General features: G+C 67.6%; 19 protein-coding genes. 9 read left to right on the top strand and 10 right to left on the bottom strand.

What is annotated here, in order from left to right; translation table 11 throughout:
• The first annotated feature begins 182 nt into the window (after nt 1–182).
• Nucleotides 183–1,373 (top strand): M23 family metallopeptidase, encoded by a 1,191-nt coding sequence (locus tag GRI99_RS02795; protein WP_237438078.1) that lies wholly within the window; start codon nt 183–185, stop codon nt 1,371–1,373.
• Nucleotides 1,366–1,719, top strand: a complete 354-nt coding sequence (locus GRI99_RS02790; RefSeq protein ID WP_337192835.1) for a bactofilin family protein — start codon at nt 1,366–1,368, stop codon at nt 1,717–1,719. The genes GRI99_RS02795 and GRI99_RS02790 overlap by 8 nt, the downstream gene beginning before the upstream one ends.
• 137 nt (nt 1,720–1,856) lie before the next feature.
• Here the strand turns inward: GRI99_RS02790 and GRI99_RS02785 are convergent, their stop codons facing one another.
• The 5 genes from GRI99_RS02785 to GRI99_RS02765 form a co-directional block, all read right to left on the bottom strand.
• Entirely contained in the window at nt 1,857–2,549 is a 693-nt protein-coding gene (locus GRI99_RS02785) for a DUF1013 domain-containing protein (protein ID WP_202392894.1), read from the bottom strand.
• Between the two features lie 120 nt (nt 2,550–2,669).
• Nucleotides 2,670–3,716, bottom strand: coding sequence for a glycosyltransferase (locus GRI99_RS02780; RefSeq protein ID WP_160770463.1), 1,047 nt, complete (start codon nt 3,714–3,716; stop codon nt 2,670–2,672).
• A 1-nt stretch (nt 3,717) separates the two neighbouring features.
• On the bottom strand, nt 3,718–4,650 hold the full coding sequence (locus GRI99_RS02775) for a UDP-2,3-diacylglucosamine diphosphatase (protein WP_160770462.1): 933 nt from the start codon (nt 4,648–4,650) through the stop codon (nt 3,718–3,720).
• Nucleotides 4,651–5,197: 547 nt separating this feature from the next.
• Complete coding sequence (locus GRI99_RS02770) at nt 5,198–6,091, bottom strand: DUF8021 domain-containing protein (protein ID WP_160770461.1); 894 nt, start codon at nt 6,089–6,091, stop codon at nt 5,198–5,200.
• Nucleotides 6,091–7,104, bottom strand: a complete 1,014-nt coding sequence (locus GRI99_RS02765; protein WP_337192834.1) for an NAD(P)H-quinone oxidoreductase — start codon at nt 7,102–7,104, stop codon at nt 6,091–6,093. The genes GRI99_RS02770 and GRI99_RS02765 overlap by 1 nt, the downstream gene beginning before the upstream one ends.
• Before the next feature lie 87 nt (nt 7,105–7,191).
• Between GRI99_RS02765 and GRI99_RS02760 the strand changes: the two genes are divergently transcribed.
• The 7 genes from GRI99_RS02760 (at nt 7,192) to GRI99_RS02730 (ending at nt 14,731) form a co-directional block, all read left to right on the top strand.
• On the top strand, nt 7,192–7,407 hold the full coding sequence (locus GRI99_RS02760; protein WP_160770460.1) for a DUF1192 domain-containing protein: 216 nt from the start codon (nt 7,192–7,194) through the stop codon (nt 7,405–7,407).
• 173 nt (nt 7,408–7,580) lie between these two features.
• On the top strand, nt 7,581–9,929 hold the full coding sequence (gene clpA / locus GRI99_RS02755; protein ID WP_160770459.1) for an ATP-dependent Clp protease ATP-binding subunit ClpA: 2,349 nt from the start codon (nt 7,581–7,583) through the stop codon (nt 9,927–9,929).
• Nucleotides 9,930–10,141: 212 nt separating this feature from the next.
• Nucleotides 10,142–10,315, top strand: coding sequence for a hypothetical protein (locus GRI99_RS02750; protein ID WP_160770458.1), 174 nt, complete (start codon nt 10,142–10,144; stop codon nt 10,313–10,315).
• Between the two features lie 64 nt (nt 10,316–10,379).
• Nucleotides 10,380–11,384, top strand: a complete 1,005-nt coding sequence (locus GRI99_RS02745; protein WP_160770457.1) for a ligase-associated DNA damage response exonuclease — start codon at nt 10,380–10,382, stop codon at nt 11,382–11,384.
• A complete protein-coding gene (locus GRI99_RS02740) occupies nt 11,385–12,986 on the top strand; it encodes a cisplatin damage response ATP-dependent DNA ligase (RefSeq protein WP_160770456.1) in 1,602 nt (533 codons plus the stop codon).
• A gap of 48 nt (nt 12,987–13,034) precedes the next feature.
• Nucleotides 13,035–13,445 (top strand): group II truncated hemoglobin, encoded by a 411-nt coding sequence (locus GRI99_RS02735; RefSeq protein WP_160770455.1) that lies wholly within the window; start codon nt 13,035–13,037, stop codon nt 13,443–13,445.
• A 26-nt stretch (nt 13,446–13,471) separates the two neighbouring features.
• Entirely contained in the window at nt 13,472–14,731 is a 1,260-nt protein-coding gene (locus tag GRI99_RS02730) for a SulP family inorganic anion transporter (protein WP_160770454.1), read from the top strand.
• On the opposite strand, the gene GRI99_RS02725 is transcribed toward GRI99_RS02730, so the two are convergent.
• From GRI99_RS02725 to hemB, 5 genes are read right to left on the bottom strand one after another with little or no spacing between them, the layout of a single operon-like run.
• Nucleotides 14,728–15,006 carry a DUF167 domain-containing protein gene (locus GRI99_RS02725; RefSeq protein WP_160770453.1) on the bottom strand — a complete coding sequence of 93 codons (279 nt, stop codon included), beginning with the start codon at nt 15,004–15,006 and terminating at the stop codon, nt 14,728–14,730. The genes GRI99_RS02730 and GRI99_RS02725 overlap by 4 nt on opposite strands.
• The gene (locus GRI99_RS02720; RefSeq protein ID WP_160770452.1) at nt 14,987–15,571 is read right to left on the bottom strand and encodes a gamma carbonic anhydrase family protein; all 585 of its coding nucleotides are present in this window, start codon (nt 15,569–15,571) and stop codon (nt 14,987–14,989) included. Before GRI99_RS02720 ends, GRI99_RS02725 begins: the two co-directional genes overlap by 20 nt.
• Nucleotides 15,564–16,127, bottom strand: a complete 564-nt coding sequence (locus GRI99_RS02715; protein ID WP_160770451.1) for a GNAT family N-acetyltransferase — start codon at nt 16,125–16,127, stop codon at nt 15,564–15,566. The genes GRI99_RS02720 and GRI99_RS02715 overlap by 8 nt, the downstream gene beginning before the upstream one ends.
• Nucleotides 16,120–16,689 (bottom strand): GNAT family N-acetyltransferase, encoded by a 570-nt coding sequence (locus GRI99_RS02710; RefSeq protein WP_160770450.1) that lies wholly within the window; start codon nt 16,687–16,689, stop codon nt 16,120–16,122. Before GRI99_RS02710 ends, GRI99_RS02715 begins: the two co-directional genes overlap by 8 nt.
• Nucleotides 16,682–17,677: a porphobilinogen synthase gene (hemB, locus tag GRI99_RS02705; protein WP_160770449.1), complete on the bottom strand. Its 996-nt coding sequence runs from the start codon at nt 17,675–17,677 to the stop codon at nt 16,682–16,684. Before hemB ends, GRI99_RS02710 begins: the two co-directional genes overlap by 8 nt.
• Nucleotides 17,678–17,698: the final 21 nt, after the last annotated feature.

The following is a 17,698-nucleotide window of genomic DNA, read 5'->3' as shown; positions in this document are numbered from 1 at the left end:
AGGAATCGGTTGCCGCCGGCAGGCGATTCGCCCCGGCGGGCAAGCGATTCCGGAAAGGGTCCAACGACTCGTCGCAGGCCGCCTTCGTTTCGCCCCAAAGGTAAACGGCCCGAGTCGACTCTCGGGGTGGGACCGCTAACGGACTTCGCGGGGTCGAACGATACAAACCTGAAGGGGTCGTTTTGGACAAGCTTTTCGCCGGCGGTTTCATGAACCGCCTGCGCACCATGTTCCCGGAGCGTGAATTTTTCATGCGGTCCGACGGGCAGGTGCGTTTCATCAAGATTTCCTCGCGCATGCAGATGACCGCTGCCGGCCTCGCCGCCGCCGTGCTGCTGGGCTGGGGCGTGTCGATGGGCGCGATGGCCTTCAGCCAGTACCAGGCCAGTGCCGAGCGCGCCGACCTGCTCAGCCGCGAGGCACAGGTGGCCCAGGCCGAGGACCGGCTGGCCGACTATGGCGATGACCTGGCCGCCACCACCGCCGACCTCGAACGCCGCCAGGACGTGCTCGACCGCATTGCCGAGATGCTGCCCGAGGATGCCGTGGCCCCGGTGGAAGCCGAAGGCGCCAGCGCCGTGGGCGCGGTGTCCGATTCCAGCAAGGAATCCGATGAGCTGATCTCGCTGATCGAGCGCGAGATTCCCGGCGCCGCCGGCCTCGCCCGGATCGAGGCCCGCCAGCTGGCCTTCGTGGAACGCGTGACCCGCTATGCCGACCGCCGCGCGCAGAGCGCGGAAAGCGCCATCCGCCGCCTGGGCCTGAACCCGCAGATGATGATGGTGGCCGACGAGGAAGCGATGGGCGGCCCGCTGGAACAGCTCGTCACCGGGCGTGACGGCAGCCTGGACCCACGCTTCGAGCGCATGGTACTCAGCCTCTCGCGCATGGCCTCGCTGGAACGCGGCCTGCAGGAAATCCCGCAGGTTATGCCGGCCGATATCCGCTCGATCTCCTCGGGCTTCGGCTATCGCCGCGATCCGTTCAATGGCCATGCTGCGATGCACGCGGGCCTCGATTTCCGCGCCCCCCATGGTGCACCGATCCACGCCGCCGCCGATGGCACGGTCAGCTTCGTGGGCGTGAAGTCGGGCTATGGCAACGTGGTGGAAGTGAGCCACGGCAACGGCATGATCACCCGCTATGCCCACATGTCGCGCTTTGCCAGCCGCGTGGGGCAGGACGTGAAGGCGGGCGACGTGATCGGCCGCATCGGCAATTCGGGCCGCTCCACCGGCCCGCACCTGCACTTCGAAGTGCGTATCAACGGGCGCGCGGTCAACCCGCGCCCCTTCCTGGAGACCGCCCCCGATGTTCTCGAAGAAGCCCGCGCGGACTTCATCGCCAATCACGGGAACGCGACCCGTGGCTAACGGCGCGACCTTCTCGGTCATCGGCCCGGACGTGACCATCACGGGCAATATCGAGGCTTCGGCCGACCTGCACGTGGACGGCCGCGTGGTGGGCGATGTTACCTGCGCCAGCCTGGTGCAGGGCGAGAAGAGCATGATCGAGGGCGCCATCACCGCCGAGCGGGCGCGCCTGTCCGGCCAGATCAAGGGTACGATCAGCGCGCGCGAACTGGTGGTGCTGAAGACCGCCCGGATCGAGGGTGACGTGACCTACGAAACGCTGACCATCGAGCAGGGTGCCGCCGTCAACGGCCGGTTCGCCCCGCGCGGCGAGACGGCCGAACCGAAGCTGACGCTGGCGGTCTGAATTCCGCCCATCGCGCAAAGAGAAAGGGCGGCCCGCGAAGGCCGCCCTTTTCGTTTGGGTTTAATGGGAAGCCACCCCGCTACGACTAGGCTCGCTCCCCTCCCGCTTGCGGGAGGGGTTGAGGGTGGGATGTCCGATCAGCCCTCGTTCGCCTCGGCGGCGCGCTTGGCCTGCAGCCAGGCTTCGGCCTCGGCTTCCTGCGCGGCTTCGCTGGCGGCGCGGGTGGCGGCTTCGCGCTGGGCCTTCAGTTCCTCGATCAGCGCCTCGCGGTCGTCGCGGCGCGGGGCCACCACTTCCTCGGTCGCATCATCGGCATCGGCCTGGACAACGCCCTTCTTGGCGGCGCGGGCCACGGCGGCGTCCAGCTCGCGCTGGCTGCACAGGCCCAGCGTCACCGGATCCTTGGCGACGATGTTCTGGATGTTCCAGTGGCTGCGCTCGCGGATCGCGTTGATCGTGTTGCGGGTGGTGCCGATCAGCTTGCCGATCTGCGCATCGGAGATTTCCGGGTGGTTGCGGATGATCCAGGCGATGCCGTCCGGCTTGTCCTGCCGCTTGGACACCGGCGTATAGCGCGGGCCCTTGGTGCGGCTGACATCCACCGGGGCCTTCTGCATGCGCAGCCGGTATTCCGGATCGTTCTGGCCCTTCTCGATCTCGGCATGGGTCAGCTCGCCCGAGTGGACCGGATCGCGGCCCGTATACTTGGAGCTGGCGAGATCGTCCGCCATCGCCTGCACTTCGAGGATGTGCAGCCCGCAGAACTCGGCAATCTGCTCGAAGCTGAGGGCGGTGTTGTCGACCAGCCACGAAGCGGTGGCGTGGGGCATCAGAGGGGTGGGCTGGGCCACTTGCGAATCTCCGGCATGAAATAAAAGGGCCGCCCCTTGCGGAGCGGCCTGCTGGGGCACGGTCTAGTCCCTTTACCCCTCTACGGCAAGCGATTCACACTAGGCCGCCGCGCGCAGGGCCGGGGGCTCGCTTGCCGGCGACGCGGTGACCGGATGCAGCGCGGCCACGAACTGCCGTGCGCTGGCGGCCCAGCTGAAGCTGCGGCCATGAGCCAGGCACTGCGCCCGATCCAGCGCGAGCGCGCGGGCAATGGCGCGTTCCAGCACCTCGTCCATCGCGCCCGCCTGGGGCACCAGCACGTCCAGCGGCCCGGCCACTGGATAGGCCGCCACCGGCGTACCGCAGGCAAGCGCCTCCACCAGCACCAGCCCAAAGGTGTCGGTGCGGCTGGGGAAGACGAACACGTCGGCCGCGGCATAGCAGGCGGCCAGCGCCGGGCCGCTCTGCGCGCCCAGGAAGTGGGCCTGCGGATAGCGGGCCTTCAGCGCCGCCAGCGCCGGCCCGTCACCCACCACCACCTTGGATCCCGGGTGCGTGTTGCCCAGGAAAGCGTCGAGGTTCTTCTCCACCGCCACCCGGCCGACATAGAGCTGGATCGGGCGCGGCAGGCGCAGGAACAGTTCCGGCGGCAGATGATCGGGGTGGAACTGCGCGGTATCCACGCCCCGGCTCCACGGGCGGATGTGTTGCAGGCCGTGCTCCTCCAGTTCCCCGGCGATGGTGGGGGTGGCCACCATGATCGCCGAGGCCCGGCGGTGGAAGCGGCGGATCACCGGCCAGAACAGGCCCGCGGGCAGGCCCGTGCGCCGCGCCAGGTATTGCGGGAACTGCGTGTGATAGGCGGTGGTGAACGGCCGCCCCTCGTCCATGCACCAGCGGCGCGCCGCCCAGCCCAGCGGGCCTTCGGTGGCCACGTGGATGGCGTCAGGGCGGAAGGCCGCCAGCTTCGCGCCCACTTGCCGTGCGCCGGCCATCGCCAGGCGGATTTCGGGATAGCCGGGACAGGCCATGGTGCGGAACTGATCCGGGGTCACCAGCAGCACCTCGTGCCCCATCGCCCGCAGCTCGCCCGTCACCATCGCCAGGGTGCGGACCACGCCGTTGACCTGCGGCGTCCAGGCATCGGTGATGATCGCGATCCGCACCTCAGGCCGCCTGCCGCAGGGCCGGTGCCTGCCCTCGAGTCCCTGCCCCCTCGCGGGCCGCAGCCTCGCGCCTGATCACTTCCTGCGGCCAGTGGAGGATCTCCATGCGCCCGTCGAAATGCTCGACCAGCGCGGTGCACCCTTCCACCCAGTCGCCATCGTTCCAGTATTCCACGTCACCGAACATCCGGTGCTCGGCGGTGTGGATATGGCCGCAGACCACCCCGTCGATGCCGCGCTCGGCAGCGGCGCGGGCCACCACTTCCTCGTACTGGGAAATGAACTCGACCGCGTTCTTGACCTTGTGCTTGGCCATTTTGGACAGCGACCAGTAAGGCAGGTCCAGCCGCCGGCGCACGGCGTTGACCCACAGGTTGAGGGCCATCAGCGCGTGGTAGGCGGCATCGCCCACGAAGGCGAGCCAGCGGTGGGCCAGCATCACGGTATCGAACTCGTCGCCGTGCAGCACCATCAGGCGGCGGCCATCGGCGGTATCGTGGAAGGCCGCGCGCCGGATTTCCACCCCGCCGAAGCTGAGGCCGGTGAACTGGCGGAACATCTCGTCATGGTTGCCGGGGATATAGACCACCCGCGTGCCGCGCCGGGCCCGCTTCATGATCCGCCAGACGATGTCGTTGTGGGCAGATGGCCAGTAGAACTTCTTCTTCAGCCGCCAGCCATCGATGATGTCGCCCACCAGGTACATCGTCTCGCTGTCGGTATGGTCGAGGAAGTCGATCAGCAGCCTCGCGTTGCACCCGCGCGTGCCCAGGTGGACATCGCTGATCCAGATGGTGCGATAGCGGCGGCGCTCGCCCCCGGTCGATCCGGGGGTGGGTTCGGGATGGGCTGGCTGGTGCCGGTCCGGATCGGGCAGGCGCACCTTGCGCGCGAAGGTATTGCCCAGCGGGCCGTCGAGATAGTCGCCGAACATGGGTGGGACCCCTTTGGCTGCGGTTCCTGCTAGTGGCCTATGGCGGGCAATTGTTGCAGGAGAGTCTCGGTTTGGCGTCGGTTTGGGGACAGTGTGACGGGGGTGTGACGCTTCGTGCGCCGCTTGCGTGGCACACCCCCACCCAACCCTCTCCCTCAAGGGAGAGGGCTTTTGCGCAGAAAACACTTTCCTACAGCACCAAATCTAGTGCAGCCCGATTCGCGTCCACGGTGTCTGCAGCGGCGTGGATGGGCCATCCTCCGGTTCTTCGGAATGCGGAGGAAATGACCGGCGCGGGCGTCCCGGCATCTAGCCGAACGTTCGCACCAGGCATGGCCGCCACGCGAGTGCTGGCTCCCGTCGCATCTGAAGCTGGGGGTTGGCCGCGGGCCGGCGGCAACAAATCTCGACGCGAATGAAAGTAATCTAGCTACCCAAAGCGTCGTCGAGTCCGGGCACAGAATGCGGCAACTCCGCGCCGGTCATTTGCTCTCCCGCCTCCCCCGCGGCCTTTCGGCCAGCCGGGACAGAGGTATTTACAGAGAAATTATCCCTCGATTACATAGGGTTGTGGCTTCACCCAGGGCGAGACCATGTTGTAGGGCACGGTCACGAACACCGCCTCGACTTCCGCAATCTTGCCGCCGACGATCTTGAACAGTTCCAGCAGCACGAAGCTGTGCGGGAAGTGGAAGATCGACTTGTGCACGCTGCCATCGGTCCAGGTCACATCGATCACCTTGCCGGCGTGGTCGATGAAGCCGGCGGCACAGACGATGCCCTTCTCCTCGTCCACCAGCGGATAGCGCCGGTCGCGCAGGCGGTCGTCATAGATGTATTGGCCCAGGCGGAACTGGTCCGCCGTGCCCATGCGGGCGATGGGATAGCCCTCGATTTCGGTATTGGTGGTCTGCAGGCCGTTTTCGATGCGGTTGCAGTCATCGGTGAATTGGGTGTGCAGCGTACCGTCGTTCAGCTCGATGGTCTCGAAATAGCCGTTGGCAATGCGGATCAGCTCCTCGCGGCTGGAGCGTTCGCCTTCGGGCACATCGGCCAGCAGCAGCGGGCGCGGCTTGTCGTAACCTTCGAAGTTGGGGAACGGGCCGTATTCGTGCTCGCGGCAAATGATCGTCTCGATCTCGCTCAGCGCGCCATCGGGCGTGACGGCCAGGCGCATCATCATGATGGCGGGATGGCCGCGCTCCTCGATCACGCCGATCCAGCTCACCTGCCCGGTTGTGAGGTCGGCACACTTCAGGTCATACGAATCGCGCCGCGCGGTCACCGTGTTCCACTGGCCATCGCCCAGGCGGATCTGCACGTTGTTCTCGGTAAATACCACGCCGGGGGCCAGCTTCAGCCGCGCCACGTCGTGCGCCACCAGCGCATCCAGGTAATTCTCGGCGGCGGCATAGAGCCCCTCGCGCGTAAAGGTTGCCATCAGTTCTCTCTCCCGATCGCGAGGACGATCTTGCCGATCACCTCGCCCGCTTCCATGGTCCGGTGCGCCTGCGCCGCCTCCTCAAGCGGCAGCACCCCGTGGAGCAGCGGCCGCAGCGAGCCATCGGCCACCAGCGGCCAGGCCTCGCGCGCGATTTCCGCTGCCAGGGCTGCCTTGAAGGCTGCGCTGCGGGGCCGCAAGGTCGATCCGGTGAGTGAGAGACGGCGCACCATCAGCTTGCCCACGTTGATCTCGGCCTTGAATCCCCCTTGCGTGGCGATGGTCACCAGTCGCCCGTCCACGGCCAGGCAATCGAGGTTGCGCTGGGTATAGGGGCCGGCCACCATGTCCAGCACCACGTCCACCCCGCGCCCGCCGGTCAGCTCGTGTACGCGGGCGACGAAATCCTCGGTGCGGTAATTGATCGCGTGAGCCGCGCCCAGGTCCAGCGCCACGGCGCACTTTTCCGCACTGCCGCAGGTGGCGATCACCGTCAGGCCGAATAGCGCCCCCAGCTTCACCGCCAGCGAACCGATGCCGCTGGTGCCGCCGTGGACCAGCAGCAACTCCCCATCGCGCACGCCGCCGCGCTGGAACACGTTGTGCCACACGGTGAAGAGCGTTTCGGGTAGCGCCGCCGCTTCGGCCAGCGAGAGGCCGGCGGGCACTTTCAGGCACTGCCCGGCGGGAACCACGCAATACTCGGCATAGCCGCCGCCGTTGCACAGGGCGCAGACCTGCAGGTCCAGCCATACGGGATCGACTCCCTCGCCCAGCGCCACCACGGTGCCGCTGATCTCCAGCCCCGGCAGGTCGCTGGCATCGGGCGGCGGGGGATAGGCACCGGCGCGTTGCAGGCAATCGGGCCGGTTGACCCCGGCATAGGCCACGCGGACCAGCACCTCGCCCGGGCCCGCCATGGGCAGCGGTCGCTGTTCGGGCTGGAGCATGTCCGGCCCGCCGGGCGCAGAAATGGCCATGGCCGTCATTGCGGCCGGCAGTTGCAGATCCACCACGTCGTTTCCCCAAGAAAGTCGCCCACCAGCCTTAGGGTCGCGCCCCATTGACAGCAAGCGGCGGCAGCGCAATGCTGCACTGCAATGGAAGACGATCTTCCCCGCCCCCGCAGCGATGCGGCATCCTTGCTGGGCAAGGAGGTGCTCGACAGCTACTCGCAGGCCGAGCTGCTGGAGCGTATTGCCCTGCTGGAAGCCGAGATTGCCCGGGTGAAGGCGCACCACGCCAGGGCGGCCGATCACCGCAAGCTGGCCGAATCGCTGTTCAGCAAAAGACCGCCAACGGGGCAGGGCGACTGATGGCGGGGGGCAAGCCTTTTGCCACCCTCGCAATAGCGCCGCGGCGCCCTATATCTGTTGCAACCAGTCCGGATATCCATCCTGCTTCAAGGGCAAAGCCCGTGGCCGATGGCGCTGTTCGCACATTGGCACCCCCCGGGGTTTACCACCCCTATTGAACGGACGCAGGACACATGCCCAGTTTTGCCCAGAACCTGGAAAAGACCCTTCACAACGCGCTGCAGCACGCCACCGACCGGGCGCACGAATATGCCACGCTGGAACACCTGCTGCTGGCGCTGATCGACGACGAGGATGCCGCCGAGGTGATGACTTCGTGCGGGGTGGACCTGTCCGAACTGGCCACCGTGGTGCGCCAGTACCTGGACCAGGAATACCAGAGCCTGAAGACCGAGGACAATTCCGATCCCCAGCCCACCGCCGGGTTCCAGCGGGTGATCCAGCGCGCCATCCTGCACGTGCAGAGCAGCGGGCGCGATACCGTTACCGGCGCCAACGTGCTGGTGGCGCTGTTCTCCGAACGCGATTCCTATGCCGTCTACTTCCTGCAGCAGCAGGACATGAGCCGGCTGGATGCGGTCAGCTATATCAGCCACGGAATCGGCAAGGGCGGCCGCCAGATCGAAAACCGCACGCCCACCGGCACCGAGGAACCGGAGGCCAAGGCCGAGGAAAAGCCGGAGAAGAACAAGAAGGATTCCGCGCTCGACCAGTTCTGCGTCAACCTCAACCAGAAGGCGCTGGACGGGAAGGTCGATCCGCTGATCGGCCGCGGGCCGGAAGTGGACCGCACGATCCAGATCCTCTGCCGCCGGTCGAAGAACAACCCGCTCTACGTGGGCGATCCCGGCGTGGGCAAGACCGCCATCGCCGAAGGCCTGGCGCGCAAGATCGTGGAGGGCGACGTGCCCGAAGTGCTGGCCGACGCGGTGATCTACTCGCTCGACATGGGCGCGCTGCTGGCCGGCACCCGCTATCGCGGCGATTTCGAGGAACGCCTGAAGCAGGTGGTCAACGAACTGGAAAAGATGCCCGAGGCGGTCCTGTTCATCGACGAGATCCACACCGTGATCGGCGCCGGGGCCACCAGCGGCGGGGCGATGGATGCATCGAACCTGCTGAAGCCGGCCCTGTCCAACGGGGCGATCCGCTGCATCGGCTCCACCACCTACAAGGAGTTCCGCAACCACTTCGAGAAGGACCGCGCCCTGCTGCGCCGGTTCCAGAAGATCGACGTGAACGAGCCCACGGTGGAAGATACGATCAAGATCCTCAAGGGCCTGCGGACTGCCTTCGAGGAGCACCACAAGGTCAAGTACACGCCCGAGGCGATCAAGACCGCGGTGGAGCTGTCGGCCCGCTACATCAACGACCGCAAGCTGCCTGACAAGGCGATCGATGTGATCGACGAAGTGGGCGCGATGCAGATGCTGGTGCCCCCCAGCCGCCGCCGCAAGACCATTACCGCGCGCGATATCGAGGCGGTAATCGCCACCATGGCGCGCATTCCGCCCAAGTCTGTCAGCAAGGACGACAAGGCGGCCCTCGCCAGCCTTGAGCGGGACCTGAAGCGCGTGGTCTTCGGCCAGGATGAGGCGATCGAGAAGCTCAGCACCGCGATGAAGCTGAGCCGGGCGGGCCTGCGCGATGCGGACAAGCCGATCGGCAGCTTCCTGTTCTCCGGCCCCACCGGCGTCGGCAAGACCGAAGTGGCCCGCCAGCTGGCCGAGATCATGGGCATCGAGCTCAAGCGCTTCGACATGTCGGAATACATGGAGCGGCACTCCGTCTCCCGCCTGATCGGCGCGCCTCCGGGCTATGTGGGCTATGACCAGGGCGGCCTGCTGACCGATGCCATCGACCAGCACCCGCATTGCGTGCTGCTGCTGGACGAGATCGAGAAGGCCCACCCGGACCTGTTCAACATCCTGCTCCAGGTGATGGATAATGGCCGCCTGACCGACCATCACGGCAAGACGGTGGACTTCCGCAACGTGGTGCTGATCATGACCACCAACGCGGGTGCATCGGATGCCGCCAAGCAGGGCATCGGCTTTGGCGCGGGCGTGAAGCACGAGGCACAGGAAGAAGCGGTGAAGAAGATGTTCACCCCCGAATTCCGCAACCGGCTGGATGCCGTGGTGCCCTTCGGCTATCTCGGCACCGATACGGTAAGCCGCGTGGTCGACAAGTTCGTGCTGCAGCTGGAACTGCAACTGGCCGACCAGAACGTGCACATCCAGTTCGATAGCGATGCCCGCGAATGGCTGGCCAAGCGCGGCTATGACAAGCTGATGGGTGCCCGCCCGATGGCCCGCCTGATCCAGGAGAAGGTCAAGCAGCCGCTGGCCGAGGAGCTGCTGTTCGGCAAGCTGGCTGGAGGCGGCGAGGTTCACGTGAGCGTGAAGGACGACAAGCTGGCCTTCGAACTCACCCCCGCCGCGCCCCGGGCGCAGAAACCGAAGAAGGCGAAAGGCGCGCCCCAGCCGCAGCCCTCGCCCGACGAGGCGCAGGAGGACTGAGCGTCCAGATCTGCCCCCCGCCCTGTCAAACTATGCGGCAGGGCGGGGGAGGGATACGGCGAAATGTCTGTATTGACTTGTCAATTATCGGGAACATCGGCACTGCCGGGGCATTCGGGTGCCGGGCGGGTTCCGGCGGATTGCAGCTTGGGGGCTGTACTTGATCGCTTGTGATCGGAACCCCATGCCCTGCCCATAAGGACAGGAAAACAATGGTCGATCTGAAGAAGCGCTATGCGCGCCCCGTTCTTCGCAAATTGGGCACGCGCGATGAAGCCGCTATCGGCAATCGCGCAGGCGCGCTGGAGCAGGCGATGGACGAAATGGCCGAGGAAGCTCTGGCGATTGCGCGCGCCAGGAAGCGGAGCATTCCTGGCAGGGACTGACCGCAGGATACCGCCCGCGAGACGGGCTGGAACTCCCGGGTAGCCCGGGCCATTTAGGCTAGCGATGGCTGCCGCCTTTTCCTGGATCAGGCCCGAACCGCACGGGATTCACATCGTCCCCGCCGATGCGTGGATTGATCCCGCGCGCCCCGTGCCGCGCGCGCTGGTGACCCACGGCCATGCCGACCACGCCCGCGGCGGCCACGGGCAGACCATCGCCACCCCCGAGACGCTGGCCATCATGGACCTGCGCTACAACACCCGCGAAGGCACCCAACCGGTGGCCTATGGCGAGACGATCCGGCTGGCGGGCGGGGTGGAGGCCACCTTCATCCCTGCCGGTCACGTGCTGGGCAGCGCGCAGATCCTGCTGGAACACGCCGGCGAGCGGGTGGTCATCACCGGTGATTACAAACGGCGGCACGATCCCACCTGCGTGGCCTTCGAAGTGACCCCGTGCGATGTGTTCATCACCGAGGCGACCTTCGGCCTGCCGCTGTTCAGGCACCCCCCGATCACCGGCGAACTGGCGAAGATCCACCAGCGCCTGGCCGCCGAGCCGGACCGCTGCGTGCTGGTAGGGGCCTATGCCCTGGGCAAGGCGCAGCGGGTGATCGCGGAACTGCGCGACATGGGCTACCACGACCCCATCTGGCTGCACGGCGCGATGGAGCGGATGTGCCGCCTGTACCAGGGCTGGGGCGTGGACCTGGGTGACCTGCGGCTGGTAGCCGACGCGAAGAAGGACGAGCTGCGCGGCCAGGTGGTGGTGTGCCCGCCAGGCGCGCTGGGCGACCGGTGGAGCCGCCGCCTGCCCGATCCCGTCACCGCCATGGCCAGCGGCTGGATGCGCGTGCGCCAGCGCGCCCGCCAGCGGGGCGTGGAACTACCGCTGGTGATCTCCGACCATGCCGACTGGGACGAGCTGACGGCCACCGTGCAGGAGGTGAACCCGGCGGAAACGTGGATCACCCACGGCCGCGAGGAAGCCCTGCTGCGCTGGCACCAGCTCAACCAGCGCAAGGCCCGCGCCCTGGCGCTGGTAGGGTATGAGGATGAGGACGACTAAGTGGAACGCTTCGCCGCCCTGCTCGATGCCCTGGTCTACACCACCAGTCGCAATGCCAAGCTGCGGCTACTGGCCGACTACCTGCGTGAAACTCCCGATCCCGATCGCGGCTGGGCGCTGGCCGCGCTGACCGACGGACTGGATTTTCCGGCGGTCAAAGCCAGCACGGTGCGGGGCCTGATGCAGGAACGGGTGGACCCGGTGCTATGGACGCTCAGCCGCGATTTCGTGGGCGATACGGCGGAGACCGCCAGCCTGCTTTGGCCCGAGCCGCCGGTGCCCGCTGACGTCACGCCGCCACCCACGGTTGCCGAGGCCGTGGCGCAACTGGCCGCGATGACCCGCGCCAGCGCGCCGGGGGAACTGGCGGCCATGTTTGACCGGCTCGATTCCTCGGGCCGCTATGCGCTGATCAAGCTGGCCACCGGCGCGATGCGCGCGGGCGTATCGGCCCGCCTGGCCAAGACAGCCTTTGCCCAGGCCTTCGATGTCAGCGTGGAGCAAGTGGAGGAATACTGGCACGCCCTCGCCCCGCCCTATGCCGAGCTGTTCGCCTGGGCCGCGCACGGGCAGGAGCCGCCCGATACCGCCTCTATGCCGCTGTTTCGCCCCTTCATGCTGGCCCACCCGCTGGAAGAGACGGTGGTGGACCTCACTGACTATGCCGCCGAGTGGAAGTGGGACGGGATCCGCGTGCAACTGGCCCACGTGGGCGGCGAGACGCGGGCCTATTCGCGCAGCGGGGATGATATCTCGGCCACCTTCCCGGAGATGATTGCCGCCTTGCAGGTGCCCTGCGTGGTCGATGGCGAGCTGCTGGTGCGCGGCTCGCATCAAGGGGGTGAAGAGGGCGGCGCGGCCAGCTTCAACGCCTTGCAGCAGCGGCTGGGGCGCAAGACGGTCAGCAAGGCCATGCTGGCCGACTATCCCGCCTTCGTGCGCCTCTACGACGTACTGATGCTGGACGGCACGGACCTGCGGGAAATGCGGTGGACCGAGCGCCGCCTGCGGCTTGAGGCGCTGATGGCCCGCCTGCCCGCCAGCCATTTCGACATCAGCCAGGTGCTGGAGGCCGACACCTTCGATGCCTTGGCAACCATCCGCGAAGGCGCGCGCGACGAGGCGATCGAGGGGCTGATGCTGAAGCGGCGCGATTCGCCCTACATCGCCGGCCGCCGCGTGGGCCTGTGGTACAAGTGGAAGCGCGATCCGCTGCTGGTGGATTGCGTGCTGATGTATGCCCAGCGCGGCAGCGGCAAACGATCGAGCTTCTATTCCGACTACACCTTCGGCTGCTGGGATGGCGATCCCGATGCGGGCGCGGAACTGCTGCCGGTGGGCAAGGCCTATTCCGGCTTTACCGACGAGGAGCTGAAGCGGATCGACCGCCACGTGCGCCAGCACACCACCAACCGCTTCGGCCCGGTGCGCGAGACCGACCGCAGCCTGGTGTTCGAGGTGGCCTTCGATTCGGTCCACACCAGCAAGCGCCACAAGAGCGGCCTGGCCATGCGCTTCCCCCGCATCCACCGCGTGCGCTGGGACAAGCCGGTGCACGAGGCAGACCGGATCGAGACGCTGAAGGCCCTGATCAAGGACTGACTTGCGCCAGATCAAGGCGCTTGCCGGTCCCGCCCTTAGGGACAAGGCATGGACACTTCTGCACCCGAGCTTCTCAGCCCCTACGACCAGATCGGCGGGGCGGATGGCATCCGCCGGATCGTAGACCGGTTCTACGACCTCATGGAGCAGGACCCGGCCTATGCCGAGCTGCGCGCCATGCATGCCGATGAGCTTGGCCCGATGCGCGCCGCGCTGGCCGGGTTCCTCGGCGGCTGGGCCGGCGGCCCGCGTGACTGGTTCGATGCCAACCCCGGCAAGTGCATGATGTCGATGCATGGCGGCCTCGCCATCACACCCGGAACCGCGCGCCAGTGGGTACAGGCGATGGAACGCGCCTTTGCCGATTGCGGCATGGCCGACCATCCGGTGGCCCTGCTGATGAACGAGCGCTTCCGCATGATGGCGGGCGGCATGGCAGCTACCGACCTTGACGGCTGAGGCCGGCGAGGCCTAGCCCTTCCGCCATGCAGCCCAAGATCCTCACCACGCTGAAGGGTTATGACGCCCGCCAGGCGCTGGGCGATGCCTTGGCCGGGTTGACCGTGGCACTGGTGGCCATTCCCCTCTCCATCGCCATTGCCATCGCCAGCGGGGCAGACCCCGCCACCGGGCTGGTGACCGCCATCATCGGCGGCCTGATCATATCGCTGCTGGGCGGCAGCCGGGTGCAGATCGGCGGGCCGACCGGGGCCTTCATCGTGGTGGTCTATGGCGTGATCGCTACCCATGGGTTCGACGGGCTGGTGCTGGCGACCCTGATGGCGGGGGTGATTCTGGTGCTGGCCGGATGGTTGCGGCTGGGCAGCCTGGTGGCCCATGTGCCCGAACCCGTGGTCAACGGCTTCACCATCGGCATCGGCGTGATCATCGGGGCCAGCCAGTTGAAGGATTTCCTTGGCATCGGCGGCCCGGCCCTGCCGGCAGACTTCGTGCCCAAGGTGGCGGCGCTGTGGGACGCACGCGGCGACATCAACCCCACGGCAGTCGGCGCCGGCCTGGGCGCGCTGGTGCTGATCGTGGCGCTGCGGCGGCTGGCGCCGCGCTTTCCCGGGCTGGTGGTGGCGGTGGGCGTGGTCTCCGCTGCCGTGCTGCTGGCGAACCTGCCGGTTGACACCATCGCCAGCCGCTATGGCGAACTGCCGCGCAGCCTGCCCATGCCCGCCCTGCCCGAAGTGACGCTGGAGCGCCTGCGCGAGCTGTTCCCCTCCGCCCTGGTGATCGCCTTCCTGGCCGCCATCGAATCGCTGCTGTCCGCGATGGTGGCCGACAGGATGATCGGCGGCAGCCACCGGCCCAATGCCGAGGTAGCCGCGCAAGGCTGGGCCAATATCGGCAGCGCGCTGTTCGGCGGCCTGCCCGCCACCGGCGCCATCGCCCGCACTGCCACCAATGTCCGCGCAGGCGGCAAGACGCCGGTGGCGGGCGTGCTGCACGCGCTGTTCATCCTCCTTATCATGCTGCTGGCCGCCCCGCTGGCAGGCTACATGGCCATGCCCGCGCTCGCCGCCCTGCTGCTGCTGACCGCATGGAACATGACCGAGCCGCACAAGTGGCGCGAGTACATGTCTGCCCCGCTGGAAGACCGGGCGCTGTTGCTGCTCACCGCCGTGCTGACCGTGCTGGCCGACCTGACCGTGGCGATCGGCGTGGGCGTGGCGCTGGGCCTGGCCCTGCGGCTGCGCCGGCGGCAGGAACCGAGCGACTGGAAGACGCCTGACCGCTAGGGAAGCTGCACCAGTTTCTGGCGCGAAGTTGCGCCGCGCAACAAATGGAGCTGCGACGGCGCGCAATCCAGCGCCTCGGCCAGCAAGGCCAGTACGGCGTCGTTGGCTGCCCCGTCCTGCGGTTTGGCGCGGACTTTCACCTCCACCTGCCCATCGGACAGGGCGATGCCCTGCATCCGCGCCCCCGGGGTCACGCGCAGGGCCAGCCGCCCCTGCCCGTCGGCAAGGGCGTGGATCGCCTCGGCAGCAGGGAGGTCAGCCTTCGGCCGTGCCAAGGATGGCCGCCTTGTGCCGCCGCGCCAGCTCGACATAGCGCTGGCACTGGAAGGCGATCTTCGCCTCCTGCTCCGGCCCCTGGGCGCGCAGGAGTTTCGCCGGGCGGCCGATCCACACCTCGCCCGGCGGGATCGCCTTGCCCGGGCTGAGCAGCGCGCCTGCCCCCAGCATGGCCCCGGAACCGACGCGCGCGCCGTCCATCGCCGTGGCATCCATCCCCACGAAGGCACGGTCCTCCAGCACGCAGCCGTGGAGGATGGCGGAGTGGCCGATCAGGCAATCCTCGCCGATCAGGGTCGGCAGGCCATCGGTGGGCACCGAGTTTTCCGGGCGTGGGCCTTCCACATGGATCACCGTGCCATCCTGCACGTTGCTGCGCGCGCCCACGACGATGCGGTTGATGTCGCCGCGCAGCACGCAGTTGTACCAGACGCTGGCATCCGGCCCCACTTCCACATCCCCGATCAGCCGCGCGCCCGGTGCGATGAAGGCGCTGACGTGGATGCGCGGGGTCTTGCCGCCAAACGGCAGGATCGTGGCACCGGGAAAGCGGGGGTCATGCATCGCGCAGGTAATCCTCTCTGCTCAGGCCCCAGACCATCGCCGGGTTGTCCTCCGGCGGATAGGCGGGATCGCTGTAGTCGAGCTCCGCCCGCCGGGTCATGCCCAGCTTCTTCATCACTGCCCAGGAACCGGTGTTGCGTTCGCTGGTCTGCGCCCACAGGGTATCCAGCCCCAGTGGTCCGAAGGCATGGGGCAGGAAAGCGCGCGCGGCCTCGGTGGCATAGCCCTGGCCCCACATGTCGGCGCGGATCTGCCAGCCGATCTGCAGCCCGCTGGCGAGCGGTTCGGGGGCGGGTTCGTCATACACGCGGTTGATGCCGCAGGTGCCCACGAAAGCGCCATCGGCCAGCCGCTCCACGGCCAGGAAGGAAAAGCCGTCCTCGTCCCACCCGCGGCGCATCTGTCCGAACGTCTCGGCCACCTTCCGTTCGCTCTGCACCCCGCAGATGTAGCGGCGCACGGCGGGGGTGTTGAGATGCTCCAGCCACAGCGCCAGGTCCCCCTCGCGCCACTTGCGCAGCGTCAGCCTTGGCGTGGTGAAAAGCGTGTCAGCCACGCTCCGCCTCCCAGGCGGCGCGATCGATGCCATAGACGATGATCAGGCCACCCTCCGGACCGAAGTCGGTACTGGCAAAATCCAGGTCGGCCCGCCGCGCCATGCCCAGCCGCAGCATCAGGCCCCAGCTTGGCGCATTGCCTTGTACCGTCAGGGCAATCACCTCGTCAGCAGCGAAGCGATCAAAGGCGAGGTCCAGCGAAGCAGCGGCAGCCTCGCGGGCGTAGCCCTGTCCCCAGGCGTCTTCACGCAGGCGCCAACCCACCTCCATCAGGCCTTGCGGTCCACCCGGCTGATTCGAGCGCTTGAGCCCGCAGAACCCCAGCAGCGCACCATCCGCCTTGCCTTCCACGACCCAGAAGGTGTGCCCGTGGTCACGGTTGTAGGCGAGCAGCCGGTCCTGCGTTGCTTGGCGCTTGGCGGGATCGCAGACACCGCCCAGCCAGCGCATCACGGCAGGGGTATTGGTGGCTTGCCAGAACGGCTCCCAATCATCGTCGCGCCAGTCGCGCAGCACCAGCCGCGCGGTTTCCTGCCGGAAAGCGGGCAATGTCTCAGCCATTGAGCAGGCGCGCGGCGTGGGCGGCGTGGTAGGTCAGCACCCCGCTGCACCCGGCGCGGCGGAAGGCCAGCAGCGTTTCCAGCACCAGCGCATCGCGCTCCCCCGCACCCGCCGCCACAGCCGCCTCGATCATCGCGTATTCGCCGCTCACCTGGTAGGCGAAGACCGGCACCTCGAACCGCGCCTTCACGCGTGCCACGATGTCCAGATAGGGCAGGCCCGGCTTCACCATCACGCTGTCGGCCCCTTCGGCAATGTCGAAGGCCACCTCGCGCAGGGCCTCCTCGGTATTGGCCGGGTCCATCTGGTAGCTCTTCTTGTCGCCCTTCAGCAGGCCGCCGCTGCCCACGGCATCGCGGAAGGGGCCGTAGAAGGCGCTCGCGTACTTCGCGGCATAGGCCATGATCTGCACGTTGGTGTGGCCGTTCATCTCCAGCGCCATGCGGATCGCGCGGACGCGGCCGTCCATCATGTCGGAGGGCGCGATGATGTCGGCCCCGGCATCGGCCTGGTTCACCGCCTGGTCCACCAGCACGGCCACGGTCTCGTCGTTCAGCACGTAGCCGGCATCGTCCACCAGCCCGTCCTGCCCGTGCGCGGTATAGGGATCGAGCGCCACGTCGGTCAGCACGCCGATATCGGACCCGCAGGCATCTCTGATGGCCCTGATGGACCGGCACATCAGGTTGTCGGGGTTGAGCGCCTCAGCCCCGTCATCGCTGCGGTGCCCCAGCGGTGTATTGGGAAACAGCGCCAGGCACGGGATGCCCAGCGCCACCGCCTCCTTCGCGCGGGCGGCGATCAGGTCCACCGACCAGCGCGATACCCCGGGCAGGCTGGCCACGGGCTCCTCCACCCCCTTGCCCCCGGTGACGAACAGCGGCCAGATCAGGTTGGCCGGGGTCAGCACGGTCTCGCGATGCATGGCGCGACTCCACGCGGTGGCGCGGGTGCGGCGCAGGCGGGTGTTGGGATAGCTTGCGGTCATGGCCCCAGCGTCTGCCGCAAA

This window comes from Alteraurantiacibacter buctensis, assembly GCF_009827655.1.
Taxonomy (GTDB): domain Bacteria; phylum Pseudomonadota; class Alphaproteobacteria; order Sphingomonadales; family Sphingomonadaceae; genus Alteraurantiacibacter; species Alteraurantiacibacter buctensis.
This window is presented reverse-complemented; position numbering and strand designations above follow the sequence as displayed.

Coding starts and splice junctions, on each gene's coding strand:
- GRI99_RS02735 (WP_160770455.1), top strand. CDS start 13,035: ATGGACACTTCTGCACCCGAGCTTCTCAGCCCCTACGACCAGATCGGC.
- GRI99_RS02760 (WP_160770460.1), top strand. CDS start 7,192: ATGGAAGACGATCTTCCCCGCCCCCGCAGCGATGCGGCATCCTTGCTG.
- GRI99_RS02750 (WP_160770458.1), top strand. CDS start 10,142: ATGGTCGATCTGAAGAAGCGCTATGCGCGCCCCGTTCTTCGCAAATTG.
- GRI99_RS02730 (WP_160770454.1), top strand. CDS start 13,472: ATGCAGCCCAAGATCCTCACCACGCTGAAGGGTTATGACGCCCGCCAG.
- GRI99_RS02775 (WP_160770462.1), bottom strand. CDS start 4,650: ATGTTCGGCGACTATCTCGACGGCCCGCTGGGCAATACCTTCGCGCGC.
- clpA (WP_160770459.1), top strand. CDS start 7,581: ATGCCCAGTTTTGCCCAGAACCTGGAAAAGACCCTTCACAACGCGCTG.
- GRI99_RS02710 (WP_160770450.1), bottom strand. CDS start 16,689: ATGGCTGAGACATTGCCCGCTTTCCGGCAGGAAACCGCGCGGCTGGTG.
- GRI99_RS02745 (WP_160770457.1), top strand. CDS start 10,380: ATGGCTGCCGCCTTTTCCTGGATCAGGCCCGAACCGCACGGGATTCAC.
- GRI99_RS02785 (WP_202392894.1), bottom strand. CDS start 2,549: ATGCCCCACGCCACCGCTTCGTGGCTGGTCGACAACACCGCCCTCAGC.
- hemB (WP_160770449.1), bottom strand. CDS start 17,677: ATGACCGCAAGCTATCCCAACACCCGCCTGCGCCGCACCCGCGCCACC.
- GRI99_RS02720 (WP_160770452.1), bottom strand. CDS start 15,571: ATGCATGACCCCCGCTTTCCCGGTGCCACGATCCTGCCGTTTGGCGGC.
- GRI99_RS02770 (WP_160770461.1), bottom strand. CDS start 6,091: ATGGCAACCTTTACGCGCGAGGGGCTCTATGCCGCCGCCGAGAATTAC.